The sequence below is a fragment of the Nocardia sp. NPDC055165 genome (assembly GCF_053606985.1).
Genome location: NZ_JBSGSS010000001.1, coordinates 67,555 through 93,350, shown reverse-complemented (window position 1 = coordinate 93,350; position 25,796 = coordinate 67,555). Strand labels below are relative to the sequence as shown.

At 68.8% G+C, this 25,796-nt stretch carries 27 protein-coding genes; 14 read left to right on the top strand and 13 right to left on the bottom strand.

The window, feature by feature from the left end; translation table 11 throughout:
• Positions 1-26: 26 nt before the first annotated feature.
• Together ACWFRF_RS00465 and ACWFRF_RS00460 are read right to left on the bottom strand one after the other, a co-directional pair.
• Positions 27-1,442, bottom strand: coding sequence for an MDR family MFS transporter (locus ACWFRF_RS00465; protein ID WP_452448348.1), 1,416 nt, complete (start codon positions 1,440-1,442; stop codon positions 27-29).
• 110 nt (positions 1,443-1,552) lie between these two features.
• The gene (locus ACWFRF_RS00460) at positions 1,553-2,299 is read right to left on the bottom strand and encodes an IclR family transcriptional regulator (RefSeq protein WP_379314271.1); all 747 of its coding nucleotides are present in this window, start codon (positions 2,297-2,299) and stop codon (positions 1,553-1,555) included.
• A 212-nt stretch (positions 2,300-2,511) separates the two neighbouring features.
• Between ACWFRF_RS00460 and ACWFRF_RS00455 the strand changes: the two genes are divergently transcribed.
• The 8 genes from ACWFRF_RS00455 to ACWFRF_RS00420 are packed head-to-tail and all read left to right on the top strand — an operon-like array spanning position 2,512 to position 10,089.
• Positions 2,512-3,549, top strand: coding sequence for an NrtA/SsuA/CpmA family ABC transporter substrate-binding protein (locus tag ACWFRF_RS00455; protein WP_378989952.1), 1,038 nt, complete (start codon positions 2,512-2,514; stop codon positions 3,547-3,549).
• A 1-nt stretch (position 3,550) separates the two neighbouring features.
• The gene (locus ACWFRF_RS00450; protein ID WP_378989953.1) at positions 3,551-4,366 is read left to right on the top strand and encodes an ABC transporter permease; all 816 of its coding nucleotides are present in this window, start codon (positions 3,551-3,553) and stop codon (positions 4,364-4,366) included.
• Positions 4,363-5,127 carry an ABC transporter ATP-binding protein gene (locus ACWFRF_RS00445; protein WP_452448347.1) on the top strand — a complete coding sequence of 255 codons (765 nt, stop codon included), beginning with the start codon at positions 4,363-4,365 and terminating at the stop codon, positions 5,125-5,127. The genes ACWFRF_RS00450 and ACWFRF_RS00445 overlap by 4 nt, the downstream gene beginning before the upstream one ends.
• Positions 5,124-6,149: an ABC transporter substrate-binding protein gene (locus ACWFRF_RS00440; protein ID WP_387447366.1), complete on the top strand. Its 1,026-nt coding sequence runs from the start codon at positions 5,124-5,126 to the stop codon at positions 6,147-6,149. Before ACWFRF_RS00445 ends, ACWFRF_RS00440 begins: the two co-directional genes overlap by 4 nt.
• Positions 6,146-7,246, top strand: coding sequence for an LLM class flavin-dependent oxidoreductase (locus ACWFRF_RS00435; protein WP_452448346.1), 1,101 nt, complete (start codon positions 6,146-6,148; stop codon positions 7,244-7,246). The genes ACWFRF_RS00440 and ACWFRF_RS00435 overlap by 4 nt, the downstream gene beginning before the upstream one ends.
• Entirely contained in the window at positions 7,243-8,412 is a 1,170-nt protein-coding gene (locus ACWFRF_RS00430; RefSeq protein ID WP_378989957.1) for an LLM class flavin-dependent oxidoreductase, read from the top strand. Before ACWFRF_RS00435 ends, ACWFRF_RS00430 begins: the two co-directional genes overlap by 4 nt.
• A gap of 13 nt (positions 8,413-8,425) precedes the next feature.
• The gene (locus ACWFRF_RS00425; RefSeq protein ID WP_378989958.1) at positions 8,426-9,145 is read left to right on the top strand and encodes a class II aldolase/adducin family protein; all 720 of its coding nucleotides are present in this window, start codon (positions 8,426-8,428) and stop codon (positions 9,143-9,145) included.
• Entirely contained in the window at positions 9,142-10,089 is a 948-nt protein-coding gene (locus ACWFRF_RS00420; protein WP_452448345.1) for an ABC transporter substrate-binding protein, read from the top strand. The genes ACWFRF_RS00425 and ACWFRF_RS00420 overlap by 4 nt, the downstream gene beginning before the upstream one ends.
• A gap of 45 nt (positions 10,090-10,134) precedes the next feature.
• On the opposite strand, the gene ACWFRF_RS00415 is transcribed toward ACWFRF_RS00420, so the two are convergent.
• Positions 10,135-10,683 carry a hypothetical protein gene (locus tag ACWFRF_RS00415; protein WP_378989961.1) on the bottom strand — a complete coding sequence of 183 codons (549 nt, stop codon included), beginning with the start codon at positions 10,681-10,683 and terminating at the stop codon, positions 10,135-10,137.
• Between the two features lie 108 nt (positions 10,684-10,791).
• Between ACWFRF_RS00415 and ACWFRF_RS00410 the strand changes: the two genes are divergently transcribed.
• Complete coding sequence (locus tag ACWFRF_RS00410) at positions 10,792-11,940, top strand: sensor histidine kinase (protein ID WP_378989962.1); 1,149 nt, start codon at positions 10,792-10,794, stop codon at positions 11,938-11,940.
• Entirely contained in the window at positions 11,937-12,581 is a 645-nt protein-coding gene (locus ACWFRF_RS00405; protein ID WP_452448344.1) for a response regulator, read from the top strand. Before ACWFRF_RS00410 ends, ACWFRF_RS00405 begins: the two co-directional genes overlap by 4 nt.
• Positions 12,582-12,653: 72 nt before the next feature.
• Here ACWFRF_RS00405 and ACWFRF_RS00400 read toward each other — a convergent pair whose 3' ends face one another.
• Positions 12,654-12,800 carry a hypothetical protein gene (locus ACWFRF_RS00400; RefSeq protein WP_378989965.1) on the bottom strand — a complete coding sequence of 49 codons (147 nt, stop codon included), beginning with the start codon at positions 12,798-12,800 and terminating at the stop codon, positions 12,654-12,656.
• Between the two features lie 280 nt (positions 12,801-13,080).
• Between ACWFRF_RS00400 and ACWFRF_RS00395 the strand changes: the two genes are divergently transcribed.
• From ACWFRF_RS00395 to ACWFRF_RS00385, 3 genes are read left to right on the top strand one after another with little or no spacing between them, the layout of a single operon-like run.
• Complete coding sequence (locus ACWFRF_RS00395) at positions 13,081-13,371, top strand: hypothetical protein (protein ID WP_211300305.1); 291 nt, start codon at positions 13,081-13,083, stop codon at positions 13,369-13,371.
• Between the two features lie 26 nt (positions 13,372-13,397).
• On the top strand, positions 13,398-13,982 hold the full coding sequence (locus ACWFRF_RS00390) for an NAD-dependent epimerase/dehydratase family protein (RefSeq protein ID WP_452448343.1): 585 nt from the start codon (positions 13,398-13,400) through the stop codon (positions 13,980-13,982).
• A gap of 32 nt (positions 13,983-14,014) precedes the next feature.
• Positions 14,015-15,211 carry a GNAT family N-acetyltransferase gene (locus ACWFRF_RS00385; RefSeq protein WP_452448342.1) on the top strand — a complete coding sequence of 399 codons (1,197 nt, stop codon included), beginning with the start codon at positions 14,015-14,017 and terminating at the stop codon, positions 15,209-15,211.
• 19 nt (positions 15,212-15,230) lie between these two features.
• Here ACWFRF_RS00385 and ACWFRF_RS00380 read toward each other — a convergent pair whose 3' ends face one another.
• The 8 genes from ACWFRF_RS00380 to ACWFRF_RS00345 all read right to left on the bottom strand — a co-directional run bounded on the left by ACWFRF_RS00380 (position 15,231) and on the right by ACWFRF_RS00345 (position 24,445).
• Positions 15,231-16,481, bottom strand: a complete 1,251-nt coding sequence (locus ACWFRF_RS00380) for a serine hydrolase domain-containing protein (protein WP_452448341.1) — start codon at positions 16,479-16,481, stop codon at positions 15,231-15,233.
• 245 nt (positions 16,482-16,726) lie between these two features.
• Positions 16,727-19,465 carry a fumarate reductase/succinate dehydrogenase flavoprotein subunit gene (locus ACWFRF_RS00375; RefSeq protein WP_378989969.1) on the bottom strand — a complete coding sequence of 913 codons (2,739 nt, stop codon included), beginning with the start codon at positions 19,463-19,465 and terminating at the stop codon, positions 16,727-16,729.
• On the bottom strand, positions 19,462-20,205 hold the full coding sequence (locus ACWFRF_RS00370) for an ABC transporter ATP-binding protein (RefSeq protein WP_378989970.1): 744 nt from the start codon (positions 20,203-20,205) through the stop codon (positions 19,462-19,464). Before ACWFRF_RS00370 ends, ACWFRF_RS00375 begins: the two co-directional genes overlap by 4 nt.
• The gene (locus tag ACWFRF_RS00365) at positions 20,202-21,134 is read right to left on the bottom strand and encodes an ABC transporter permease (RefSeq protein ID WP_378989971.1); all 933 of its coding nucleotides are present in this window, start codon (positions 21,132-21,134) and stop codon (positions 20,202-20,204) included. Before ACWFRF_RS00365 ends, ACWFRF_RS00370 begins: the two co-directional genes overlap by 4 nt.
• Entirely contained in the window at positions 21,131-22,561 is a 1,431-nt protein-coding gene (locus ACWFRF_RS00360) for an ABC transporter substrate-binding protein (protein WP_387447374.1), read from the bottom strand. The genes ACWFRF_RS00365 and ACWFRF_RS00360 overlap by 4 nt, the downstream gene beginning before the upstream one ends.
• A gap of 17 nt (positions 22,562-22,578) precedes the next feature.
• Positions 22,579-22,806, bottom strand: coding sequence for a 4Fe-4S dicluster domain-containing protein (locus ACWFRF_RS00355; RefSeq protein WP_056816936.1), 228 nt, complete (start codon positions 22,804-22,806; stop codon positions 22,579-22,581).
• A complete protein-coding gene (locus tag ACWFRF_RS00350; protein WP_378989973.1) occupies positions 22,806-23,582 on the bottom strand; it encodes a GntR family transcriptional regulator in 777 nt (258 codons plus the stop codon). The genes ACWFRF_RS00355 and ACWFRF_RS00350 overlap by 1 nt, the downstream gene beginning before the upstream one ends.
• 188 nt (positions 23,583-23,770) lie before the next feature.
• Complete coding sequence (locus tag ACWFRF_RS00345; RefSeq protein WP_379312463.1) at positions 23,771-24,445, bottom strand: PaaI family thioesterase; 675 nt, start codon at positions 24,443-24,445, stop codon at positions 23,771-23,773.
• 157 nt (positions 24,446-24,602) lie between these two features.
• Between ACWFRF_RS00345 and ACWFRF_RS00340 the strand changes: the two genes are divergently transcribed.
• Positions 24,603-25,259, top strand: a complete 657-nt coding sequence (locus ACWFRF_RS00340) for an HAD family hydrolase (protein ID WP_452448340.1) — start codon at positions 24,603-24,605, stop codon at positions 25,257-25,259.
• 1 nt (position 25,260) lies between these two features.
• Here the strand turns inward: ACWFRF_RS00340 and ACWFRF_RS00335 are convergent, their stop codons facing one another.
• Positions 25,261-25,785: a DinB family protein gene (locus ACWFRF_RS00335; protein ID WP_378989977.1), complete on the bottom strand. Its 525-nt coding sequence runs from the start codon at positions 25,783-25,785 to the stop codon at positions 25,261-25,263.
• Positions 25,786-25,796: the final 11 nt, after the last annotated feature.

The window sequence follows — 25,796 nt, the reverse complement described above, 5'->3', positions numbered from 1 at the left end:
AGGTCGTGGCCGACATCGCGCAGTGATCACGTCGCGGAGACGTGGCCGCGGCCCGGCATGGTCGCGGCGGCGACGAGCATGACGACAGCCATGGCCAGCATCGCGAGGAAGACCAGGTGGATGCCGTGGGCGAGTTCGCCGGGTGCGGGGTGGTCGGGGTTGTGGATGCCGGCGTTGACGATGGCGCCGAACACCGCGACGCCCAGTGCGCTGCCTAGAGAACGGGCGAACATGTTGGCGGAGGTGACCACGCCGCGTTCGTGCCATTCGGCGCTGGCCTGAGCGGCGATGAGGGTGGGGGAGGCGACCAGGCCCATCCCGCAGCCGATGAGGAAGCAGGAGGCCGCGATCTGCCACGGGCTCGACTGCGGGCCGACGAGCAGCGTGGTCGCGCAGCCGAGCGCGGCGATCGTGCTGCCGACGACGCCGCTGATGCGGAATCCCCAGCGCAGGTACAGCCTGCCGGACAGGGTCGCGGCGAGCGGCCAGCCGAGCGTGAGCCCACCCACGGTGAGCCCGGCCACCAGGGCGGTGGTCCCGAGCACGCCCTGGGCGAAAGTCGGCACGTACGAGGTCAATCCGAGGATGACGGCGCCGACCAGCAAGGAAACCGTGCTGCTCGCGATCACCACGCGCCGGGTGAAGATCCACAGCGGCAGAATCGGGTTCGCCGTCCGTAGCTCGACCACCACGAACAGTGCCAGCACCGTCACGCTGCTCACGAACAAGGCGAGCGAGACCGGTGAGGTCCACTCCCAGGCCTGACCACCTTCGAGCAGGGCGAGGATCAGGGCGCCCGCACCGACAGTGAGCAGGATCGCACCGAGGTAGTCGATGCGCTGGGTGCGGCGCACCGCCGATTCGGTGAAGTGGCGCACCAACATCCAGGCCGCGACCGCGCACAGCGGAAGGTTGATCAGGAAGATCCACCGCCAGCTCAGATGGTCGGCGAACAAGCCGCCCAGCAGCGGGCCGAGCACGGCCGAACTCGCCCACACCCCGGCCAGATACCCCTGGACCTTGGCGCGTTCGGCCAGTGTGTACAGATCACCGGCGATCACCATCGTCATCGGCTGGATCGCGCCCGCTCCGATGCCCTGGATCGCCCGGAAGGCGATGAGCGCCACCATGCTCGTGGCCAGCCCGCACAGCAGCGACCCCACCGCGAACGCCGCGATCCCGAACAGGATCACCGGCTTGCGCCCGACCATGTCGGCGAGCTTGCCGTAGATCGGCACCGTCACGGCCTGCGCGAGAAGGTAGATGGAGAACAGCCACGGGAACATCGCGAACCCGCCGAGAGTGTCGGTGATGGTGAGCACCGCTGTGGCGATGATGGTCGAGTCGAGTGCCACCAGCCCGGTGGAGAGCATGAGCGAGGCCAGGATCGGACCTCGTTCGGAACGCAGACCGACAGCCGGGCTCACGGTATCGGTAGCCACCGAGGTCCTTTCGTTGCATCGACTAACCACTCGGTTCAAGGTATCCGGGGCGCAACCGGTTTCGCGCGGCATTTTCCGAGGGTGTGACGCGATCGGTGTGGGGCGGGTCTTCAGTCGGCGGCGAACCTCGCGGCGATGTCGGCCGCGGTGACCTTGGCCAGTTCCACGAAGAACGGCACCCGCTCGTCGATCATCAGCGTCGCGGGTCCGCGCATGCCCAGAGCGAAGCGGCAGCGACCCTGGCTGTCGAGGATCGGCAGGCCGATGGTCCGGAATCCTGGGTCGAGTTCGCGATCGTTGAACGCATAGCCGCGTTCGCGCGTGGTGATCAGTTCCGCGCGCAGTTCCTCGGGGCTCGACACCGAACGCTCGGTGCCCTCTTCGTAAGGCAGCGCACGCAATTCGTCATCGCTGGCATCCGACCATGCCAGCAGCGCTTTGCCGAGTGCGCTGGCGTGCAACGGAAGTCGCACACCCTGGAGCTTGTGCCCGTCGCTCTCGCGCCAACGGCTGGTGCCCAGCAGGACCGCGTGGATGCCGTGGCGGGTGGCCACCGACCCGGTCGCTCCGGTGGTGGCGGCCAGTTGCTCGAGGTAGGGCTCGGCAAGGTAGATCCGGTGTTGGCGATAGGCGATCTGACCGTATTCGGCCAGTGCTCCGCCCATGCGGTAGCGACTGGACTCGGCGTCCTTCTCCAGGAACCCGGCCTGCACGAGCGCACCGAGCAGACGGTGGGTGGTGCTGATCGCCAGGCCCTGGGCACGGGCGACTTCCGAGACCCCACGCTCCTCGCCGCCGCGGAAGCAGTCGAGTACCGAGAGGGCCCTGGTCACGGTCTGCACGCTGGAGGTCTCCACAGAGCCGACGGTAACACAGGTGTTCGAGCGCTCGACCGCCCAAATTTCCGCTATGTGGAAAACAAGAGTCCGGAAACCTCGGTTATGTGCCATAGAACGACAAGTCCACCGCTGTCAAGCTTTCCGATCCGTGGAAAGGCATACCTCGTTCGAGACCACACCCGCTCCTACGCTGCGAAGGCATCAACCCCCAGCCCCGAACAGGAGCCCCGATGTCCCGCAGGCTGCCGGCCTTCTCGCGGATCGCCCTCGCGATCGTCCCCGTCGTAGCCCTCGTCGCGGCGTGTGGCTCCGGCTCCACGCCGGAACAGGGGGCGCAAGCCTCGTTCGTACTCAAGGTCACCGATCCGGGCAACAGCGGCCCGCTCGCCGTCGGCAAGCGCGACGGCACCTTCGACGCCGCACTCGCCCCGCTGGGCGCCAAGATCGAATGGGTCAGCACCACGCCGGGTTTCAGCTCCATGCTGAAGCTGTTCAACACCAGCGAACTCGATGTCTCCGGCGCCGCGTTCAGCCCCGTCGTCGGCGCGCTGTCCAAGGATGTCGGCGTGAAGATCGTCGCCGTGGCCGACCCGGCGGGTCAGGATCAGAGCGGCATCGTGGTGACCCCGGACTCGGGCGTGACCACCGTGGCAGGCCTGGTGGGTAAGCGGATCGCGGTGAATCCCGCGGGCAAGGGCGAGTACATCACGCTCAAAGCGCTCGCCCAGGCGGGCATTCCGGCCGACAAGGTGACCCGGGTGCCCCTGCAGCAGAAGGACGCCGCTTCGGCCTTCGCGACCGGCAAGGTCGACGCGTGGGCATCGTTCCTGGTGCCCTACCAGGAGGCCAAGGCCGCGGGTGCCAAGGAGATCGCCACCGAGAAGTCCGTCGGCTCCAAGGACAACACCGTAGTGGTTTTCCGCACCGAAGTTCTCGACAAGCGCCCCGATATCGCCGCGAAGTACCTGGAAGTACTGCAGGGACTCACCGCGAAGCAGAAGGCCGCGCCCGCAGACTTCGAGAACGTCTTCGAGAAGTCAGGCCCGCGTGCGCTGACCGGTGACCGGCTCGCCGACGCGGTCCGGGTCGGCGGTGAGGTCACCGTGCCCCGCCTGCCCGCCGAATCCGATGCCATCGACCTGGCCGACGTGGTGAACACCTTCGCCGACAACGGCGTCATCTCCCGCCGGATCACCGCCGCCGACATCTTCTACGACCTGAAATCCAAGCTCACCCCGGACCAGCTCGCCGCGCTGAAGGGCAAGTGAGATGAGCACCCTCGCCTTGGCCCCGCCCCGGGCGCGCGTCGCCCGGCAGCGGCCGCGATGGTTGTCGCTCGGCCTGCGCGCTGTTCTACCCGCCGCGATCGTGCTGGTCTGGTGGGTGGGTTCGGCGAGCGGCGCGATCTCGCCGCGGGTGATCGCGGGCCCCGGCGCGGTCTGGTCGGCGTTCGTCGAACTGTTCGACAGCGGCCAGCTGGTGGACTTCGCGCTCGCCTCGTTCGGGCGCGCGGCCGCCGGGGTCGCGATCGGCGTAGGGGTCGGGCTGGTGCTCGGCCTGCTGTCGGGGTTGTCCAGCCTCGGGGAGGAACTGGTCGATTCGACCATGCAGATCGTGCGGGCGGTGCCGTTTCTGGCGCTGGTTCCGCTGTTCATCGCCTGGTTCGGGATCGACGAGCTGTACAAGATCCTGCTCATCGCGGTGGCGACGACGGCGCCGATGTATGCCTACACCTATCTCGGTGTGCGCAATGTCGACCGCAAGATGGTCGAGGCGGCACGCAGTTTCGGGCTCACCGGCGCCCGGCTGGTGGTCGAGGTGATCGTGCCCGCCGCGCTGCCCGGGATCCTGATGGCGCTGCGGGTGTGCCTGTCGATCAGCATCACCGCGCTCATCGCCGCCGAGCAGGTCGGCACCCAGCAGGGCGTCGGCTACCTGGTGACCCTCGCTCAGGAATACAACCGCACCGACTACATGGTGCTGTGCGTCGTGCTCTACGCGCTGCTCGGTCTGGTGTTCGACGCACTCGTGCGGCTCGCGGAACGCTACGCGATGCCCTGGCGGAAGCAGGTGGCGATCCGATGACGACGACAACAGCCGCGCCGGTCCCCATCGAGACCGAAGCTCGGGCCCCGGTAGCGGTATCGATCACCGGTCTGCGTAAGGCGTTCGGCGAGAAGACAGTTCTCGACGGAGTCGACCTGACCATCCGCCGCGGCGAGTTCGTGGTGCTGCTCGGCCCGAGCGGCACCGGCAAGACCACTCTGCTGCGTCTGCTCACCGGGCTCGAAACCCCCGATGCCGGTGAGGTATTGGTGCCTGCCCGACGCACGACGGTCTATCAGGAACCCCGGCTGATCCCGTCGAAGCGGGTACTGGCCAACGTCATCGTCGGCCTGCGGCGCGGCAAGCCGCAACGCGAAGCCGGTCTGCGCGCACTGAACGAAGTCCACCTCGACGGCAAAGCCGGTCAGTGGCCCGCCACCCTGTCCGGTGGTGAAGCCCAGCGCGCCGCACTCGCCAGGGCGCTGGTGCGCGAACCGGAGCTGCTGCTGCTCGACGAACCGTTCGCGGCACTGGACGCCCTCACCCGGCTCCAGATGCAGGACCTGGTCGGCGATCTCGTCGCCCGGCACCGGCCCGCCGTCCTCATGGTCACCCACGACGTCGACGAGGCGATTCGCCTCGCCGATCGGGTGATCATCCTCGACCACGGCCGTTTCGCCGTCGACGAGGTCATCGATCTACCCCACCCGCGTGATCACGCGGCACCCGAAACCCTCGGGTACCGCACGCAATTCCTCGCCCAGCTCGGCGTCGGACCACACACCAGGAGCCTGTCATGACCGAAACCCTGTGGTACACCCGCTGCCCCGTGCCGACCGCGAGCGGTCTCGCGCACAGCCTCGGCTGGCTCGGCGAGACCGCCGCCAGCGCCGGCCTCGAGTTCGGCGTTCTCCAGGACGCGGGCCCCGAGCTCGCCGGCCACCACTTCTCCCACGACCTGTCGGGCCTGATCCGGGAGGGCGGCAATGTGCCCGCCCTGGCCGCTCGCGCGCAGGGTTCGCCCACCCGCCTGATCGGGCTCACCTGGATCGACGAGTCCCAGGCGATCCTGGTCGGCCCCGAATCGCCGGTCGCCGACGCGGCGGGCCTGGCCGGTCTGCGCGTCGGTGTGCCCGCGTGGGCGCAGGATCAGGCGCGCAGCTTCCCGCGTGCGATGGCACTGCACGGCTTCGCCAACGCGCTGCGCCCCGCCGGGCTGACCCTGGCCGATGTCCGGGTCGTCGAGCTCGATGTCGAGCGGGACCCGCAGGTGCGCACCGCGATCCAGAGCGCACGGCGCTCGACGACGTGGGGTGTGGAGGAACTCCTCGACGGCAAGGTCGACGCCATCTACGTCAAGGGCGCCCGCGCCCAGGAAGTAGCCAAGGAGAACGGGCTGCGCGTCGCGGTCGATCTCGACGCCTCGGCCACCAAGCACCTGCGGGTCAACAACGGCACTCCGCGCCCGATCACCGTGCACGCGGACCTGCTGGAATCCCGGCCCGAGGTCGTCGTCGGCTTCCTCGCGCAGAGCCTGCGCGCCGCCGATTGGGCCGCCGGTGATCTCGACGGGGTCCGCGCGGTGTTGCAGCGCGAAACGCTGTCCGGTCCCGACGGCGTCGCCGCGGCCTACGGTGACGAGTTCCATCGCGGCCTGCATCCCTCGCTCACCGCCGAACGCGTCGAACTACTCGGCGTGCAGAAGCAGTTCCTCTACACCCACGGCTTCCTGGCCGCCGATTTCGATCTCGAATCCTGGGTCGCCCCCGAGCCGTTGGCTCGCGCGCGGGAACTCGTCGCCGCCGAGCGGGTGCCCGCATGACCGAGTTCGTGTGGCGGCTGCCCAGCCGCGGCGACGGTCGGCGCGCCGACCCGGGTCTGCGCGGTCGCGGAGGCTTCGGCCTGCCGACACCTCCGGTCGAGACCACCGACGTGCGTCCGGGTCGCTTCGGTCCGTTCGACGATCTCGCCCAGATCGTCGACGCCGCCGAACTGAACGGGTTCGACGGTGTGCTCGCGCCCTACGACCCGCTCGGCGAGGAGTCCTGGATCGTGGCGGCCGCCGCCCTGCGCGCCACCCGCTATACCCGGGTGACGGTCGAATTCCAGCCCGCTTTCGGCACACCGGTGTACGCGGCCAAGGTGTCGGCGACCCTGCAGCGGCACTCGGCGGGCCGATTGAACTGGCGGCTGGCTGTCGACACCGACGCCGCCGAGGCCCGCTCGCGCGGCGATCGCGTCACCGGCGACGAACGCTACGACCGCGCCGCGGAATTCCTCACCGTCGCGCGCGGTGTCTGGAACGAGAACGAGATCAGCGCAGCGGGATTCGCGGGCACCGGCTTCGACTACGCGGGCCGGTACTACGACGTCGTCGACGGGGGATTCCGCGGCATCCTGTCCGGTCTGCCGTTCCCGACCGTCCACCTGAGCGGCACGTCACCCGCCGCGCTGGCCTTGTCGGCCGCGCACGGCGATGTCCATCTCTTCGCCGATCGGGCCGACGGAATCGCCTCCGCCGTCACCGAACTGGAGGAGCGAGCCGCCGCGGCGCGACGCCGGGTACGGGTCGGTCTGGAGCTGCCGATCATCGCCAGGGAGACCGAGGACGAAGCCTGGGCCAGGGTCCACCGCCAGTGGGACGAGCTCGACCGCCCCGATACCGCCGCCGACCACGCGCTGGGTGATGGACGCTGGGCGGGGTTCGACGCCTTCGGCTACGACCGGAGCATCGGCCTGGTCGGCAGTTACGAGCAGGTGGCACACCAACTCTCGGCCTACGAGAGCGCCGGAGTGCGGACCTTCGTGCTGGCCGGCCACCCGAACATCGAGGAAATCCACCGCGCGGGCGAACACCTGCTGTTCCTCGCCGACCCGGCAGGCCGCACCCTCCCCACCGCGCAGGAGCTCACCGCATGACCATCGACGTCTACTGGCGCATCGGCATGGAAGGCGACCACGCCTCCCTGCGCACCCCGCGCCGCTACAACCGGGGCAACGCGGGCGGCTACGGGCCCGGAAATATCGCACCGGCCATCCGCGACGGCGCACTCGATCAGTACAGCTATCTCGACCATGTCGCCGCGGTCGCCAAGGCCTCGGAATCGGCGGGCTTCCTCGGCGGGCTGCTGCCCTCGTTCCCGGTGACCGACGACCCGTGGGCCGTGGCCGCCGCACTCGCCGCCGAGACCACCACCTACCGCTTCATGGTGGCGTTCCAGCCCGGCTTCCTCCATCCCGTGCAGGCGGCCAGGATGTCGGCGAGTCTGCAACGCGCCACCGGCGGGCGACTCGTCTACAACATCATCAGCGGTGGCGGCGGACCGGCCCAATTGTGGTGGGGCGACAAGGTTTCCCATGACGACCGCTACGCGCGAACGAGCGAATTCCTCGACGTGCTGCGCGGGGTCTGGGACGGCGAATCCTTCGACCACGACGGCCGTTTCTTCGGCACCGAGGGCGCCGCACTGCCGCCGGGTCTGGCCGGACAGCCTTTCCCCGAGGTGTACTTCTCCGGCTCCTCGGGTGCCGCCGTGGCCGCGGCGGGCCGCCACGCCGACTACTACCTGTCCTGGCTCGAGCCCTACGCCGACCTGCGCGCCAAGTTCGACGGTGTCCGCCGCAACGCCGAAACCACCGGCCGCACGCCCAAGTTCGCGGTCCGCATCGACATCGTCGCCCGCCACACCGAGGAAGCGGCCTGGGCCGAGATCGAGAAGGGCTGGGCCTTCGTCGACCGCGACGCCGCCAACCGCGCCGCCCAGGGCGACTCCGTCGGGGCGGCCCGGATCAAGGGCTGGGTGCCCGAAACCATCACCGGATACCGCGATCTGGAAGTCCAGCCCAACGTCTGGTGCGGATTCAGCCTGATCCGCGGCGGCCCGGCCTTCGGCCTGGTCGGCAGCTACGAGCAGGTCGCCCAGCGGCTCGACGAACTGATCGACCTCGGCGTCGACGCCTTCATCCTCGCGGGCAACCCGCACCTGGAAGAGGCCTACCGGGTCGGCGAGGAAGTACTGCCACTGCTGGGCCGTTCCCGGCTCACCACCCCGTCCACCGACACCGTCCTCGCGACGGCCCGATAACGCAGGAGCAACCTTGACCACCACCGAAACCCGTCTGCCGGAGGCCGTCACCGCCTTCGTCGATGCGGTCACCCGCGACGCCGACACCGCGTTCCGGGTATTCCGGGAGACCGGCACCGTCACCGGCAACGGCACCGTCAACTTCGTCGAGCGCGTACCCGGCGAGGAGATCGCCGTCGCTCTCAACGAGCCCGGCCCGTGGGCCGACGACCGGACCGTCGCGCCCGTCGTCGCCACCTTCGACGGAGAAGTGCTGTCCGGCAAAGGATCCGCCGGATTCGTCACCGGTTACGCGAAGGTGTTCCGCGCGCACCCCGAGATCACCTCCGTCGTCCACATCCACACCCCATGGCTCGGCGGCTGGGCGCAGACTCACCGCACCCTGCCGATTCGCTACGCCGCCTCGCAGCGACTCACCTTGTCGCGCGAGATCCCGCCGCACATCGACCGCACGGTCGGTGCGGGCGATTTCATTCTCGGCCGCCTCGAGGTCGACCCGCACCTGGTCGCGATCTTCGAGGCCAACGGTGGCGCGAACGTGATCGGTCGCGCCGGTCTGCTGGAACTGGCGAAGTTCGTCGTGCTGCTCGAGGAGGGCGCGCAGTATCAGGCGATCGCCGAAACCCTCGGCGGCTCGGTCGAATTCGATCCGTCGAATCTCGCGGTGCAGTGGCAGCGCAGCGGTCTGGCCGACGAGGCCCGTCGTCTCGGCCTGATCGGAGACGCGCGATGAGTGGTATCAGGGTCGGCTACTTCCCGCACAACAATTCGCTGTTCGTCCTGCGTCATCGCGGGATCCTGGAACGGTCGCTGCCCGAGGTCGAATGGGTCGATCTGCGTGCGCTGCCGCAGCCCGCGCGTGTCGATCCCACTACCGCGCTGCCGAGCGAACACTCGGACTGGTTGTTCACCGAGGGCGGCTACGACATCATCGGCACCGGGTTCACCCCGCCGATCACCGCGCTCGCCATCCAGCGCGACATCGTCTATCTCGGTATCTCGGGCCCGCGTGTGGAGAACGGCAGGCTGGTCGCGACCGCGGCGAGCGGCATCACCTCCGCCGCGGATCTGAAAGGCAAGCGGGTCGGGATCGCGCACGGCTCGTGGCAGACCACCCTGTTGCTGTTCGCCCTCGACCAGGCCGGTCTCAGCTGGGCCGACGTCGAACCGGTCGATGTCGACGTGCGCGGGGGCGGCGCCGCGCTGCTGGCCGGTGACCTCGACGCCTGGGTCGGTACCTACCCCGGTCTTCAGGACGTGGAGGCGGCCACCGAGCTCACCACGCTGGTCGACACCGCCTCGGTCTTCAGCCACCCGTCGCTGTGGTTCACCCGTCGCGACCTGGCCGAAGGCAACCGCGCCGCAGTGGAAGCGGTGCTGGCCGCACTCCAGGAGTCCGACGCCTGGATCGCCGCGAACCCCCGCGAGGCGGCCCAGTACTTCGTCGACGACGCACAGGCACGCGGCATCCCCGCCGACCTGGATGCCTGGGAAGCAGCCCTGCGCGGCCGTCCGTTCGGCGTGCATCCGGTGAGCGAGGATTTCCTCGACGAACAGCAACGCGCCGCCGACCTCCTCGCGGCCAACGGGCTGCTCCCGCGCACGGTCGAGGTGCGGTCGGCCGTGCTGCCGTGGATCGGTGAGGTGATCAGCGACCAGTCCGCTGCCACCGTCTGAGCCCGGAACGCTCGGGTGATCGAACCGATCACCCGAGCATCGCGTTCAGTCGCGCCGCGACCCCGTGACCCACACCGGCCCGGTGAGCAGCCAGATCACGGTGATCACACCGAGGCTGCCGAACACCCCCATCAACTGTTCGCGCTGGGCGGCATCGGCGACGGTGTAGCTCAACGCCAGGGTGAGCGCGCCGGCGATAGCCGCCGCACCGAGCCAGCGGGAGAAATCGGCCCATTCCTTGCGGGTGCGTTCCGGCCCGTACTTCGGGATCTTCACCGGGACCGGTCCACCGGCGAAGCGGTGGGCGAATCGCTCGTCGGCCCACCGGATCATCCGGCCACCGAACATCACCGTGCAGCCCAGATAGATCCCGGCGACACGATGGGCGAAGGTCACCTCGCCACCACGGTGGAGGTCGATCGCCACCGCGACCACCAGCACCACATCCAGGACCGGCACCAGAGCCAGCGCCACGGTGCTCGCACGCGGCACCCGGATCACATAGCGCAGCAGCAATCCGCCGACCACCAGCACCCAGAAACCGACTTCGCACGCGGCGATCGTCAGCAGTACGGGGTTGCTCAGTTCGTTCATTCCCCCACTGTGCCGGGCACGTCGGTCCACCGTCGTCCCGCTTGTGGTCCGCCGCCGGTCCGTCTTTCGGGGGACCCGGCCCGTGCGGACGATGTGCTGAAATGGGGCATGCCCACGTCCCGCACGCTCCTGAGCCGGCTCGCGGACGTTTTCGACAGCTCGACCGCGGCCGCCGTCGGGGTGTTCCTGGTGGGCTTGCTGTTGTGGGCAGCGGGTGGCTGGGCGGTCGTGGTCGACCACGACCTGTATCCACCACCGGCGAAAATGGCGCTGCTGTGCGCGGCGTTCGCGATCCAGCTGACCGCGCAGCGCAGGCCCGCGCTCGCCTTCGGCCTGATGGTCGCGCTGCTGGCCGGCGACTTCGTGTTGGGTCCGTCGCTGCCGCTGTGGATCGCGCTGACCGACGTGATCTTCCTGGCGGTCAGCACCGGATCGGATCGGCTGGGCGCGGTGGTCGGCTGGTTCTCGGTGACGGTGACCCTGGGCGGGTCGCTGCTGGCGCTCACCGTGTTCGGCGTCAGAGCGGCCTTCTACACCGGCTTGATCGGCGTCGCGCTCACGTGGTCGCCGCTCGGTTACGCCCGCGCGGTGCGGGCCTCGCGCCGCACGGTCGATGCCGAACGGGCCGCGGCCCGCGCCGAACTCGCCGCCCGCGACGCCGAACGGTCCGCGGCGATCGGCGAGGAGCGTCGGCGCTTGGCCCGTGACCTGCACGACGCGGTGGCAGGCCACGTTTCCGCCGTCGCAATCCTCGCCGAAGTCGCCCTCAAGGACCCCGCCAACACCGCGGTGCTGGCGACGATCCGCTCGAGCAGTCTGGCCGCGGTCGAGGAGATGCGCACGACCATCGAACTGCTCACCGCGCCCGACGACACCGCCGTGACCACGCGACTGGCCTCCCTCGACGGCTTGATCGACGCGGCCGAGGCGGCCGGCGGCTCGGTGACATTGCGCCGGCCCGCCGACCTCGAACTGTCCACCGCGGTCGAGGCCGTCCTCACCCGGATCCTGAGCGAGACTCTCGCCAACGCGACCAAACACGCCCCCGGCGCACCCCTGGATATCGAATTGCACCGCGATGCGACACGATTGGTGGTGACCGCGATGAATCCGATCCCACCCGGCATTCCGGTAGGGCAGGGAAACGGACTGCGCAACATGATGTTTCGCGCGGAATCAGTCGAGGGCACCATCACCGCGGGCGCACAGGACGGCACCTGGCGGGTGTGCGCGCGAATTCCCCTGGGAGACAAGTGACAGTCACAGTGCTGGTGGCCGACGACCACGCCACCATCCGCGCGGGTCTGCGGATGCTGCTCGAAGTGTCCGGTGAGGTGCGGGTGATCGGTGAAGCGGCCGACGGCGCCGCCGCGGTCCGCCAAGCCAAGGCCCTGAGCCCCGATGTGGTGCTGATGGACGTGCGGATGCCGCGCGTCGACGGGCTGGAGGCGACCGCCGCCGTCGTCGCGCAGACCAGCGCGAAAGTGCTGGTCCTCACCACCTTCGCCATCGATGAATACGTCCTCGGCGCGCTCTCGGCCGGTGCGAGCGGATTCCTGCTCAAGTCCGTCGGTGGCGATGACCTGGTCAGTGCCGTACTGGCGGTGGCCGAAGGGGACGCGGTCCTCGACCCGAAGGTGACGCGCGCGGTGATCGCGGCGCTGCCTCGCGCGGCCGATGTCGCGCCACCGCCCGATCTGTCCGCGCTCACCGACCGTGAACGACAGGTACTCGCCGGTCTGGGCGCCGGTCTGTCCAATATCCAGATCGGTACCCGCCTGCGCATCGGCGAGGCCACGGTGAAAACGCACGTTTCCCGGGTGCTGAGCAAGCTCGGTGTGCAGTCGCGCGTGCAGGCGGCGGTGATCGCATCGCAGTCCGGTCTCGATCTGCCCTGATCGCGATCGGGTCTCAAACCGACGATGTCCCGGTACCGCGTCGGGTACCGGGACATCGGGTCGGAACAGGGCTCAGCGTGCAGGTTGCGGGTCGGACTGTTCCGGACGGATCCGGCGTGATTCAAACCAATAGGTCAGGGAAACGGTGGCGTAAGAAGCCAGGACCACTGCTGCGGTTACCAGAAGAAACGCGACGAACAAGGGAATCAGGAAAGCCATGGTGCCCTCCTCGCGGTACGGTAGTCGTGCGATGAAGGTGGTGGTCAGCGCCTCGTCGCGCCGAATCTGAACGAGCCCCGCACGTTCGATAGTAGGGGCACGGCGCGACGCGGGCACGGATCCGCGGCTGTGACTGCGGTCATGGTTTACGCGGAGTGTCGCCCACGTCACCGAACCGCCCATGAGGTTGAATGTTCAACATATCTGGGTTCTACCGCGTCACGAGTTCTCGACATCGGCTTCACCACGAACAACCGACGAAGGAGCACCGATCGTGAGCATGATCCTGGCCGCAGTGCATGACACCTATAACGTCGTTGTCGCCCAGGTGGGCAATCCCACGCCGGAAGCGCCGCCGATGGCCGACAAGGTGATGCAGTTGGGCCGGTATTTCACCTGGATGATCCTGTTGTCCGGCGTCACCGCCATCACCTACGGCGGCGGCCGCTTCGCCTGGGAGAAGTGGAACGGCGGCGGCCTGCAATCGCCGAAGATGATCGCCAGCGCCATGGCGGGCGGCGCGGTCGCCACCAGCGCGGGCACGATCATGAACGCGGTCATCGGGGCCTGATCGACCGCCCCGCTACTGTCGGGGTTGTGCGTATCTTTCTCGCGGGCGCCACGGGCGTCATCGGATCACGGTTGCTGCCGCTGCTGGTCGGCGCCGGTCACGACGTGGCCGGCCTGACCCGTTCCCCGAGTAAAGCGGCGGCGGTCCGCGCCACCGGAGCCACCGCGGTGGTCCACGACGTCTACGACGCCGACGGCCTCCTTACCGCGGTGCTCGACTTCACCCCTGACCTGGTCATGCACCAGCTCACCGACCTCCCCGACGAGGTGGCGCGCCTGGCCGGCTCCGGCGAGGCGAACTCCCGCATCCGTACCGAGGGCACCGCGAATCTGCTCGCGGCCGCCGCGGCGGCCGGAGCGAAACGCTTTCTCGCCCAGAGCATCGCCTGGACGCTGCCGGCGGGCCGTGGTGACGCCATCGCGACCCACGAATCCGCCGTCCTCGCCGCGGGCGGCGTCGTTCTGCGTTACGGCCAGTTCTACGGTCCCGGAACGTACTACGAGTCCACCCCCCCGGCGCACCCGCGCATCCACGTCGACACCGCCGCCGCGCGCACGCTCGAGCTGCTCGAAGCGCCGACCGGCATCGTGGTCGTGGTCGATCCGGAGTAGAGGCGCCGCCCCGAATAGGGAACAGTGAGGGGATGGCTGTTGACGTAGACACCCTGCACGACGACGACGATCTGCACGCCGCGGGCGCGCTGTTCCGGGCGGCGATGGTGGGATTGCCGCCGCTGCCACCAGATCGCGACCATCTGTCCGAACCGGGCCGCACGCTGGGCGCTCGCATCGATGGTCGGCTGGTCGGCACCGCGGAGTCCTACACCAGCTGGCTGGTCGTTCCCGGTGGCGCGCGCGTCTCACACGCCGCGGTCACCCATGTCGGCGTGCTGCCCACGCACACCCGGCGCGGAGTGCTCACCGCCCTGCTGCGCCGACAGCTCGACGACATCGCCGAGCGGGGCGAAGTGGTGGCGACCCTGCGCGCGTCCGAGGGCTCGATCTACGAGCGTTTCGGGTACGGCGTGGCGAGTTCGTTCGCGCGCCTGGACCTGCACCGAGGTCGAGCCCGCCTGCGTGACACGGTCCCGCCGTCCGGTCCGGTGCGGTTCGTCGAACCGGCCGACGCGTGGAAGCTGTTCCCACAGATCTACGCGACCGCCGCGATCGCCTGGACCGGCGCGATCGATCGGCCCGGCTACTGGTGGAAGGGCAAGGAACGTGCCGCGGCCGAACCGCTGTACACCGTGACGCACGGGCCGGCCGGTGCCGAGGACGGGTTCGCGCGCTATCACCCGGTCGACACCGCGAACTGGTTCACCAGCCGCGAACGCACGATCGTCGTCGACGATCTCGTCGCGACCACCCCGCAGGCCTACCTCGGTGTGATCCGGCACCTGCTCTCGGTCGATCTCGTCGACAAGGTGAGTTTCGCGTTCGCGCCGGTGGACGCGCCGCTGCGGCATCTGTTCACCGATGAACGCGCGGTCGGCGTCGCGGGGGTGCACGACGAAACCTGGCTGCGCCTGGTCGATGTCCCCACCGCACTGGCGCGCCGGACCTATCGCGACGCTCCGCCGGTGATCGTCGAGGTCGAGGACGCGATCCGCACCGCCAACACCGGCCGGTACCGGATCTCCGCCGAGCAGGTGGCGAGAGTGGATGACCCCGCCGATATCACCGTCGACGTCGCCGGCCTCGGCGCGATCTACCTCGGCGGGTCGACGTGGCGACAGCTCGCCCTCGCCGGTCGTGTCGTCGAGCACCGTGCGGGTGCTGTCGACGCCGCCGACGACCTTTTCGCCACTCCCACACTGCCTTTCAGCGGCACCTTCTTCTGATCGAGGGCGCGTGCCCGGATCAGGGTCGGAAGAGCCGAGCGGCGGGCGGCAGTGGACGCAGGGTGTCGGAGATCTGGGCGACCAGCTGCCACGGGCGATCGAGGTCGGTGATCGCTTTGCCGTTGGTCAGAACAGCGCCCGACAGGCCACGATCGGGGTCGGCCCAGCCGTACTGGGTGGTGAGACCGCTGCGGCCGAAGTGCGACCCGGTGTCGCGGCCGAACTTGGACCGGCGGGCGCCGAGTTCGAATCCGGCGCGGCTGACGCGACCGGCCACTCCGAGCATGCGATCGGCGGGGGCGATCGCATCGCGCAGGGTGCCGGTCCCGATGATCCTCGTTCCGTCCAGTTCGCCACCGCGCGCGAGGATTTCGTAGAAGCGGGAGAGTTCGTAGGCGGTGGTGACCAGGTTGCCGGAGGGGAGTTCGGCGGCCAGGAATGCGTCGTTGGTGGCCTTCGAGGCCTTGTCCAGATGCCCACCCAGGGCCTTGTTCGCCAGGAATCGGGCGAGGCGGGGTTGGGGTGGGCCGGTCTTGACGCTCGGTACGACCTTGCCGACATCGGCGGGATCGACACCGAAGTTGTTCCAGCGGAAGCCGAGTGGGGTCAGCACCTGCTCGGCGAGGTGCTCGCGCATCCGCTTGCCGGTGGCGCGCTGGACGAGCAGGCGCTGGATCAATCCGCTGGTCAGTGCGTGGTAGACGCGAAAACGTCCGGGTGCCCAGCTCGGCACCAGGTCGGTGAGAGCAGCGAGGGCCAGTTCCTCGTCGAGCACCGCCGCGGTTCCGCTGTGTGGTGCGGTGATGAACGGAATACCCGCCGAATGCGACAGCACATCGCCGACGGTGATCACGCCCTTGCGGTGGGCCGCGAACTCGGGAACATAGTCGGCCACCCGGTCTTGCAGACCGAACGCGCCCTGTTCGATGAGCATGAACATCAGCGTGGCGGCGACGCCCTTCGCGGTCGAGAATCCGCAGAACAGGGTTTCCGGCGTTGCCAGGATCTTCTCGGCATCCGGTCCGTCGCTCGGTGCGTTGCCCCAACCGTGACCGATCGTCCGGTTCAGCACGATCCCGCCGTTGCGGCGCAGACACACCTGGATGGCGGGCGTCGTGCCCATCGCGTACCACCTGCGCACCGACGCCCAGATCGCCTCGACGTCGGCCCGCGAGGACCCGACGTCGGCCGGATCGTCCTCGTGGCCGATCGTCGTCACCGCGTCCAGGTTGTCGGTGACCCTCACCAGGGTGGCAGGAAGTGCGCTCATCGGGCCAGCCTACCGACGGTGACCTGTGATAATCCTGAGCGCGCTGTCGGGTGAACGGTGGCACAGCGACGTCGCCGGGTCCGCGAAACCCGGCGTGCGACGACCGGGATCATCGGTCTCGGCCGCCCGGTCACCGAGGTACTCCTCGGCGGTCGACCGCTGCGCGCCGGACCCGCCGCCACCCGCCCGCCGCAGCGACGATCGTGGCGCATTCGCGCTGCGGCACCGCCCCGGCGAGTTGCTGATCATGCCCTGGCCTCGGTCAGTTCCGCGTCGGCGCGAACAGCGTCGACCGGGGTGCGACCCGCGGCGGTCACCGCGCGGCGGGCGTAGGCGCGGACGTCGGCGTCGGGATCGGTGATCGCCGACTCGAGCGCGTCGAGGGCGGTGGCGCTACCCGGCCAGGTGGACAGGGCCAGTACCGCCGCTTTGCGCACATCGAGGTGACGGTCGGTGAGCGCCTCACTCAACGGCACCACGCCGGTCTCCGGGGTCGAACCCGCCAGCCCGCGCGCCGCACCGACACGCACCTGCCAGGCGGAATGCCGCAGTGCCGCAGTGAGTTCGGCGACATCTACCTCCGTGGTACCCAGTGCGGCGTAGGCGGTGAGGGCGGCAGCGCGGACCAGTGGATCGGGATCGCCCGCCAGCACGCGGATCACCTCCACGCCGCCGCTCCCGATCGAGGCGAGTCCGTGTGCGACCGCGATGCGGACCTCACGGTTGACATCGCCCGCGATCGTGGACACCGCATCGGCGTCGTCGAGCGAGACCAGTGCGCGCACCGCCTCGATCCTGACGCGATGATCGGTATCGCCCAGTGCGGCACGGTATTCCGAGGCAGACCCGGCCCGCAACGCCCGCAGCAGATCGACGACGGTCGCGCGGACGAGGGGATCGGGGGAGCCGAGATACTCACTCAGCGCACCGGCTCCCGCCAGCACCTCTACCAGTTCCCGCAGACTCTCGGTGGCCGCCCGGCGCACCGAAGCGGCCTCGTCGCCCAGCGCCCGGATCAGCTCATCGCCGAATCCGTCCGGGGTGTTCTCGGTGAGCACCGACAGCGCGGCCACCCGCACCACCGGATCGGGGTCGGTGAGGTAGCTCGAAAGATCCTCGACCACCGGGGAATCCAGCGCGAGCAGAGTGACCAGTCGAGGCGAGGACGGCGACACCGGCGCCGCCTCACTCCGGACCGGGGCTTCGCGCTGCGGCGCTCGCGTTCCCACCAGCTCGGGCTGGGCGATCACCTCGACGATCGGCTCGGCCGACGGCACATCATCGAGACCGGGCACCGGCACCAGATACGGCGCCACCGATCGCTTGACGAATTCCATCTCGCCGTCGACGGTCTTGCGCAGGTTCAAATGGAAGTTCCACGACTCGTCGTCGCGATCGGGCAGATCCGCGCGGTCGTGATAGAGGCCCCAGCGCGACTCTGTCCGCGTGAGGGAACTGCGCGAGGCCATCTCGGCGCAATCGCGAATGAACTGCACTTCGACGGCACGCATGAGTTCGTGGGGTGTCTGCGCGCCGATCCCGTCGACTTCGGCGCGCATCCGCTCGAAGGTCTCGACGGCGATCGACAGCTTGGCAGCCGTTTTCGGCGGCGCCACATAGTCGTTCACGAACCGGCGCAGCTTGTACTCGACCTGCGGCTGCGGCGGGCCTTCGGGCTGACGCAACGGCCGGTAGATCAATTCGTGTGCTTCGGCGAGCTGATCCTCGGGCAGTTCGGCAGGGGTATCGAGTTCGGCCAGGGTGGAGGCCGCGTGCGCGCCGGCCAGATCGCCGTAGACGAACGCACCGATCATGTAGTTGTGTGGCACGCAGGCCAGATCGCCCGCCGCGTACAGGCCCGGCACGGTGGTTCGCGCGTTCTCGTCCACCCACACACCCGACGCGGAATGCCCACCGCACAAACCGATCTCGGAGATGTGCATCTCGATATCGTGGGTGCGGTAGTCGTGGCCCCGGTTGGCGTGGAAAGTCCCGCGAGTCGGCCGCTCGGTAGTGTGCAGAATCGATTCGAGCGTCGACAGCGTCTCGTCGGGCAGGTGCGAGACCTTGAGATAGATGGGCCCGCGCGCGGATTCGATCTCCTGCTTCACCTCGGCCATCATCTGCCCCGACCAGTAGTCGGAGTCGACGAAGCGTTCCCCCTCGGCGTTGACCTGGTACCCGCCGAACGGGTTGGCCACATACGCGCAGGCGGGACCGTTGTAGTCCTTGATCAGCGGGTTGATCTGGAAGCACTCGATACCCGAGAGTTCAGCGCCGGCGTGGTAGGCCATCGAGTAGCCGTCACCGGCGTTGGTGGGGTTCTCGTAGGTGCCGTAGAGGTAGCCCGACGCGGGCAGGCCGAGCCGACCGCAGGGGCCCGTCGCCAGAATGACCGCTTTCGCGGCCACCTCGACGAATTCGCCGGTGCGCGTGTTCAACGCGGCCGCGCCCACCGCGCGCCCGCCGGCGGTGAGCACCCGCACCGGCATCAGCCGATTCTCGATGCGGATCTTCTCGCGCATCGTGCGTTGGCGCAGTACGCGATAGAGCGCCTTCTTGACGTCCTTGCCCTCGGGCATCGGCAGCACATACGACCCCGACCGATGCACTCGGCGCACCGCGTACTCGCCGTACTCGTCCTTCTCGAACTTCACCCCGTACCGCTCGAGGCGCTGCACCATCGCGAAACCCCGTGTCGCCGTTTGATACACGGTGCGCTGGTCGACGATGCCGTCGTTGGCGCGGGTGATCTCGGCGACGTAGTCCTCCGGCTCGGCCTTGCCGGGGATGACGGCGTTGTTCACACCGTCCATGCCCATGGCCAGTGCGCCCGAATGGCGTACATGCGCCTTCTCGAGCAGCAGCACGTTCGCGCCGGACTCGGCGGCGGTGAGCGCGGCCATGGTGCCCGCGGTGCCGCCGCCGATGACGAGCACATCGCAGTCGAGGCGAACGCGGTCGGACAGTTCGGGAATGTTCACAGAGTCTCCAGGATTCGGGCCCGCAGGGCGCTCCGGTCCACCGGTTCGCGCGGGTCGGGTACCTCGACGACCGCGCGCAGCGAACCCGCGCCGAGCACGGCGATCCGGTCGCCGAGCAGCAGGGCTTCGTCGAGGTCGTGGGTGACGAAAACGATCGTGGTCGGGTGTGCGCGCCAGGTCTCGACCAGCAGACGCTGCATCTCCGCACGGGTCTGGCTGTCGAGCGCGCCGAACGGCTCGTCCATGAGCACCGCGCGCGGCGAGCCCGCCAGGCTGCGGGCGAGCTGAACCCGTTGGCGCATCCCGCCGGACAGATCGCGCGGCAGATAGTCGGCGTAGCCGCTGAGCCCGACCTCGTCGAGCCAGCGCAGCGACCGTGCCGCACGGTCGCTGCGGGACACGCCCCGAAGGCGCAGCGCCAGATCGATATTGGCGCGCGCGGTGCGCCACGGCAGCAGCGCGTCGTCCTGGAACACCAGCGCGCGATCGGCCGACGGACCGGTGACAGCGTCCGCATCGGCGCGGATGACCCCGGCAGCGGGCTTGCGCAGCCCGGCGATCGCGCGCAACAGGGTCGACTTGCCGCAGCCGGATTTGCCGACCAGGACGAGGATCTCCCCGGCCGCGACCGTCAGATCGAGGTCGTGCACCACGGTTTTGCGGCCGTAGCTGATCCGCACGGACTCGAGGTCCAATCGCATGCCGACCGAGACGGCGGGCGCGGCAGTGGTCGTGGTCATGAGGCAACCTCTCGCGGCAGCCAGCGGGTCACCCGGCGGCCTGCCAGTTCGACGATTCCGGAGGTGAGGAAACCGAGCACACCGATGGTGATCATCCCGACGAACACGGCCGGGTAGTCGACGATGGTGTAGGACTGCCAGGTGCGGTAGCCGATGCCGAGCCGCCCGGAGATCATCTCCGCCGAGATCAGGCAGATCCAGGCCACCCCCATTCCCACCGACAACCCGCTGAACACCCCGGGCAGGATGCCGGGCACGACGACCCTGGTCAGCACCTCGCGCCGCGACGCGCCCAGCGTGCGGATCGCGTCCTCCCAAATGGTCGGCAGCGCCCGCGTGGCATGCCTGGTGCTCACCAGCACCGGGAACAGCGACGCGGTGAACGTGATGAACACGATGCCGGACTCGTCGCTGGGGAACAGCAGGATCGCCACCGGCACCAGCGCGATCGCCGGAATCGGCCGGATCAGCTCGGCCAGCGATCCGAACACATCCGCGAGCAGTCGCGACCGGCCGAGCCCGATGCCGGCCAGCACACCGACGACCGCGGCCAGACCGAATCCGGTGACGATCCGGATCAGCGACTGCGCCACATCGAGGTAGTACTGCCCGGTCCCGAGATGTTCGCCGAACTCGGCCACGATCTCGGTCACCGTCGGCAAGGTGTCGAACCGGAGGCCCGCGCGGACATCGCCCGCGGTGAGCAACTGCCACAGGCCGATCGCCGCCGCCACCGAGGCGACCCGGATCGTCCGCGACACCCAGACCGATCTGACGGGCGCGATGTCGTCGTGCAGAGCGGCGGCATCGGCGGGCTCGCCGCCCGCGACGCCAGGTCTGCTGCCCGCGGCATTCGCCGCACCGGCAGTGGCAGTGCGCAATTCGGTCGCGTCGGCAGTCCGTCCGACCTGCCCGGAGACCGTGCTCATCCGCGGACTTCCGTCACGGCCTGCGCATAGGAGACCGGTGCGGCGGCGGGATGGGTGGCGCGGTAGCGGTCGGCCGCTGCCTGCGTGGTGAACGGCAGGTACTGCGCGCTCTCGCGCAACCAGATGGCCTTGTCCGCGAACCAGCGAGTACCCAGTTCGGCATCGGGAACATAGACCGCGCGAATCGTCTTGCCCTGCGCCTTCGCTGCCTGCACCGCCCGCAACAAGCACACAGGGTTCGCGGCGGGTTGGGGCTTGTCCGCGCCGTCGACCCAGATCTCGCCGGCCAGTGCCGGATCACTCACCGGCGCAGCGCAGATCGGATCGGTGCCGGTCACCTTGCTCGGATTGACCCCCGACGCGAGTTCGGTGTCGTAGGTCGTACGACCGGTCTCGGCGAAGGCTTTGCGCAAGGGTCCGTCCTGCACGAAGGCGTCGATGTCGAGATCGGCGAAATCGCCGATCGATTTCAGGTAGTTCACGTCATCCTTGAACGCCGCGATCAGGTTCGCCTTGAGCGTGGTGTCGAAACTGGTACCGCCAGGGCCGTTGTAGAGGTACACGACCTCCTGTGGCAGGCCGGAACCCTTCGCGACGAGATCCGCTGCCTCGAACGGCTTCTCGTTCAGGAACGCGGTCGCATCCAACTGCGCGGCGAGGAACGCCTGCAATACCTCCGGATGATCGGCCGCGTACGCACGGCGAGCGACCACGCCGTGGAAAGTCGGCACGTTCAGCTCCGCACCGTCATAGAGCAGCTTGGCCTTGTTCTGCTGCACGAGCAGACCCGGCCACGCCACGAACTGCGAAAGCGCGCCCACCTGATGCGATTCCAGCGCGGTCGCCCCGACCTGTGGCTGCTGGTTGAGTACTTCCACACCCTTGGCCGGGTCGATCCCGGCCCGGCTCAGCGCCTGCACCAGGGTGCCGTGGCCCGCCGAACCCACACTGGCCGAGATCTTCTGCCCGGCCAGATCGGTCAGCGAACGAGCGGGTGAGTCGTTGGGCACCACCACCATGTTCAGCGCGCCCTTGGGGTTGTAGCCGGTGATCGACACCAGCTCGGTCCGTGCGCGTTCGTTGGCCTGCGTACGAGATCCGTTGATCAGCAACGGGTAGTCGCCCATCGAGCCGATATCGATCTTCTCCGCCACCATCTGGGCGGTGATCGGTGCTCCGGTGTCGTAGTCCTGCCACTCCACCTGGTATTTCGCGCCACCACCATCGGTGATCTTCTGTAGCCGCTGCTCCAGGTAACCCTGTGCTTTGAGCAGCGTGCCCGCGGTGACGGTGTTGATGGTCTTGGACTGGTAGCCGATGACGACCTTGACGGTGCCCGCCGGTGCGGCGTCGGAACTTTCGAGCGAGCAGCCGGCCGTGGTGAGCGCGAGAGCCAAAGCGACAGGAGCGAATCGAGTGATCTTCATGCGTGGGATTCCCGGTTTCAGCGGAGCAGATAGGGCATGTTGACGGTGACGGCGCCGGTGGGGCAGCGGGCCGCGCACGGCCCGCAGTACCAGCACTCGTCGACGTGCATGTAGGCCTTGCCCGAATCATCGTGAATGGCAAGGGAATCGAGCGGACACATGTCCACGCAGAGGGTGCAGCCGGTGATGCACAGTGATTCGTCGATCGTCACCGGGACGTCGGCGCGCTGGGGGACCAGTGCCATTACAGGACCTTCCATTCGGGGGTGCTGCGGGTGAGGCTGCCGCGCATCGTGATGCGGTCACCGCGCATGCGGATGTATTCGAGGTCGACGGGGCGGCCGTCGTCGAGGTGGGTGAGGCGTTCGAGCATCAGCAGCGGCGCACCGGCCGGGGTATCCAGAGTGGTCGCGGTGTGCGGGTCGGCCGCGACAGCTTCCAGCGCGAGGTCGGCGGCGCCCAGCGACCGGCCGGTGACCTGTTCGAGGAGCACGAACACGTCGGTGGTCTCGAGATCGTGGGCGAGCACTTCAGCGCCCACATCGGGCGCGAGATAGGTGAGGTCGAGGCTCAGCGGCAGATCGGCGAGAAACCGCAGGCGTTCGATGTAGACGACCTTGTCGCCCGGCGCCAGCTCGAGCCGGCGCGCGACGGCCGGGGGAGCAGTGATGGTGGTGGCGGCCCTGACCTCGTTGCGGACGGTGCCGTGCCCTTTGAGCGTCTCCTGTAGTCCGAGCAGGGCATCGAGGCCGTGGTCGAACTTGCGGGCGGCGACCCGGGTGCCGAGCTTCGGGGCGCGATCGATGAGTCCCTCGTCGCGTAGCAGCGCCAGCGCTTCGCGCACGGTATTGCGGGAGGTGCCGTGCTCGGCGGCGAGCTCCTGCTCGCCGGGCACCGTACCCGTCACCGCGCCCGCCAGGATCTGGTGGCGCAGGATATCGGCGACCCGGCGCGCCCGATCGGCGCGCTGACCGCGGATCGGGGTGGGCTCCGTAGCCCCTGTTTTCTCGCTGACCTGCATGAACAGCGACGATAGCGGCGATTACGCGGCGCTCCGCGCGCCGCGATCGCGGGGGGAATTCAGCGGATGTTTCTACGCCGGGTGGCGGCTCACACGACCTGCGGGTATCCGCGGAGAAACCGCTATTGCGCCACCTCGGACCGTACGGCCGACATTGCGATCACGTCGATCGCAATGTCGGCGCGCAGTCACGGCTGGCCGGGATTGAGCACGATGAACAGACCCTTCGCCTCGGCGCACAACCGCTCGCCGTCGTGCAGCGTCGCCCGCAGGTACACCTTGCGGCCCTCGACGCGTTCGGTCCACGCGCGCACCGTCAGCTCGCGATTGAGGGGCGTGATCGAGCGGTAGTCCAAGGTGAGCGAGGCCGTGCGGGTCACCGACCTGGTGGACAGCGCGGCGGTCATGCCGATGATGTCGTCGAAGGCGAGGGCGATGTGGCCACCGTGGGCGGCGTTGTTGCCGCCCAGGTGGAAGGTGCGGAAGGTGACCTTCGCGGTGACACCGTCGCGGTCTCCGCTGACCACCGTGTACGGCGGCAGCGTGATGTTGCCCCGCGCAGGCAGGTCGGTCCGGGTCCAGCTGGGCGAGGACCACTCGTCCACCACGGCCTCGTCGAGGCGGGCGTTGAGCTGTTCGAGAGTGGCGATGGCCTCTTTGGCGAGCTCGTCGGAGGGGTTGACCAGCCGCGCCCGGTCCATCAGCGCGCGGACCTGATCGATCAGCTCGCCGTAGTGCGGTCCACCCACCGTGTTGTCGGTGCCGCGGTTCTTGCGTGCCTGGATCAGCTCGGCAACCGGCCGGAATCCGCCTTCGTGATGCTTCTCGTCCGGGAGCGAGTTGCCGACCTGTGTATCGTCCATATGCAACACGTTATCGCTGCCGAGCTGGATGTTCGCGCCGGGGATCGGTGTCGGGTCAACTAGGCTGGATCCCGATCACCGAGCAGGTCCTACGTACCGGAGCGTCGGCGCACCAACTGGTGGTGCCCCTCCGGGTGAGCGGCGAAAGGCTGAACGCATGGGTATCGCGGCGGTTGTGTTCGATATGGACGGCGTGCTGATCGATTCCGAGCCGATCTGGGAACAGGTCAGGCACGAGTACGTGGTCCTCAAAGGTGGCCGGTGGCAACTGGATTCGCAGAAGAAGATGATGGGGATGAACACCGTCGAGTGGTCGTCGTACCTGGCCGACGAGCTGGGCGTGGCCGAACCGGCCGACGAGGTGGCTGCCGCCGTCATCGACCTGATGGCCGACAAGTACGCCCACCACGTCCCGCTGCTGCCCGGCGCGGTCGACGCGGTGCGGCGGTGCGCGGGTTCCTGGAAACTCGGCCTGGCCAGCTCGTCACCGGCCACCTTGATCGATCTGGTGCTCGCGAAGTCCGGATTGCTCGACTATTTCACCGTGGTGCTGTCCACCGAGGAGGTCGGACGCGGCAAACCCGCACCCGACGTCTACCTCACCGTCGCGCAGCGACTCGGCGTGGAGCCGAACGACTGTACCGCTGTGGAGGATTCGACCAATGGTCTGCGCTCCGCCCACAACGCCGGGATGCGCCTGATCGCGGCGCCGCGCCCGGAGTTCCCGCCGCTGCCCGACGCCCTCGCCCTGGCCGACACCGTCATCGACGATCTCGACCAGCTCACCCCCGGCGTCGTGACCGGCGCCGCCTGACTCAGAAGCTGCCGGTGACGCCGTCGATCCGCTCGCGCAGCAGGTCGGCGTGGCCGTTGTGGCGGGCGTATTCCTCGATCATGTGCAGATACACCCAGCGCAACGTGTACTCGTCGCTGCGCCACGGCACGTGGAACACGTGATCGAGGGAGAGTTCGGCGACGGCGGCGTCACAGGCGGCGACCTCGGCGTGAAACGCCGCGAACACCGCCTCGGCGGGTAGCGAGGCGAGGTCGTCGAAATCGGCGTCGGGCTCGGCCTCGCAGCTGTAGACCGGTTCGACCTCCTCGCCCGCGGCGGAGGTCCGGAACCAGCCTCGCTCCACCTCGGTGAGATGCCGGACGAGGCCGAGCAGCGAGAGCGAGGACGGCTCCACCGAGCGTGCGGCGAGCTGTTCACCGTCGAGTCCACCACATTTGCCGAGCAGGGTCTGGCGATGAAAGTCCAACCAGGACTGCAACATCGGCCGCTCGTCCGCGCCGACCAGAGTTCTGGTCGGCTCTAGCTCGGGAGCTGTCCACGTCATCGGTGCGAGGC

Excerpts from the sequence above, each read along its gene's own strand:
- ACWFRF_RS00335 (WP_378989977.1), bottom strand. The coding sequence starts at position 25,785 with ATGACGTGGACAGCTCCCGAGCTAGAGCCGACCAGAACTCTGGTCGGC.
- ACWFRF_RS00370 (WP_378989970.1), bottom strand. The coding sequence starts at position 20,205 with ATGACCACGACCACTGCCGCGCCCGCCGTCTCGGTCGGCATGCGATTG.
- ACWFRF_RS00385 (WP_452448342.1), top strand. The coding sequence starts at position 14,015 with ATGGCTGTTGACGTAGACACCCTGCACGACGACGACGATCTGCACGCC.
- ACWFRF_RS00455 (WP_378989952.1), top strand. The coding sequence starts at position 2,512 with ATGTCCCGCAGGCTGCCGGCCTTCTCGCGGATCGCCCTCGCGATCGTC.
- ACWFRF_RS00400 (WP_378989965.1), bottom strand. The coding sequence starts at position 12,800 with ATGGCTTTCCTGATTCCCTTGTTCGTCGCGTTTCTTCTGGTAACCGCA.
- ACWFRF_RS00450 (WP_378989953.1), top strand. The coding sequence starts at position 3,551 with ATGAGCACCCTCGCCTTGGCCCCGCCCCGGGCGCGCGTCGCCCGGCAG.
- ACWFRF_RS00430 (WP_378989957.1), top strand. The coding sequence starts at position 7,243 with ATGACCATCGACGTCTACTGGCGCATCGGCATGGAAGGCGACCACGCC.
- ACWFRF_RS00420 (WP_452448345.1), top strand. The coding sequence starts at position 9,142 with ATGAGTGGTATCAGGGTCGGCTACTTCCCGCACAACAATTCGCTGTTC.
- ACWFRF_RS00345 (WP_379312463.1), bottom strand. The coding sequence starts at position 24,445 with ATGGACGATACACAGGTCGGCAACTCGCTCCCGGACGAGAAGCATCAC.
- ACWFRF_RS00415 (WP_378989961.1), bottom strand. The coding sequence starts at position 10,683 with ATGAACGAACTGAGCAACCCCGTACTGCTGACGATCGCCGCGTGCGAA.
- ACWFRF_RS00340 (WP_452448340.1), top strand. The coding sequence starts at position 24,603 with ATGGGTATCGCGGCGGTTGTGTTCGATATGGACGGCGTGCTGATCGAT.
- ACWFRF_RS00365 (WP_378989971.1), bottom strand. The coding sequence starts at position 21,134 with ATGAGCACGGTCTCCGGGCAGGTCGGACGGACTGCCGACGCGACCGAA.
- ACWFRF_RS00395 (WP_211300305.1), top strand. The coding sequence starts at position 13,081 with ATGATCCTGGCCGCAGTGCATGACACCTATAACGTCGTTGTCGCCCAG.
- ACWFRF_RS00355 (WP_056816936.1), bottom strand. The coding sequence starts at position 22,806 with ATGGCACTGGTCCCCCAGCGCGCCGACGTCCCGGTGACGATCGACGAA.
- ACWFRF_RS00435 (WP_452448346.1), top strand. The coding sequence starts at position 6,146 with ATGACCGAGTTCGTGTGGCGGCTGCCCAGCCGCGGCGACGGTCGGCGC.
- ACWFRF_RS00380 (WP_452448341.1), bottom strand. The coding sequence starts at position 16,481 with ATGAGCGCACTTCCTGCCACCCTGGTGAGGGTCACCGACAACCTGGAC.
- ACWFRF_RS00350 (WP_378989973.1), bottom strand. The coding sequence starts at position 23,582 with ATGCAGGTCAGCGAGAAAACAGGGGCTACGGAGCCCACCCCGATCCGC.
- ACWFRF_RS00410 (WP_378989962.1), top strand. The coding sequence starts at position 10,792 with ATGCCCACGTCCCGCACGCTCCTGAGCCGGCTCGCGGACGTTTTCGAC.
- ACWFRF_RS00360 (WP_387447374.1), bottom strand. The coding sequence starts at position 22,561 with ATGAAGATCACTCGATTCGCTCCTGTCGCTTTGGCTCTCGCGCTCACC.
- ACWFRF_RS00445 (WP_452448347.1), top strand. The coding sequence starts at position 4,363 with ATGACGACGACAACAGCCGCGCCGGTCCCCATCGAGACCGAAGCTCGG.
- ACWFRF_RS00440 (WP_387447366.1), top strand. The coding sequence starts at position 5,124 with ATGACCGAAACCCTGTGGTACACCCGCTGCCCCGTGCCGACCGCGAGC.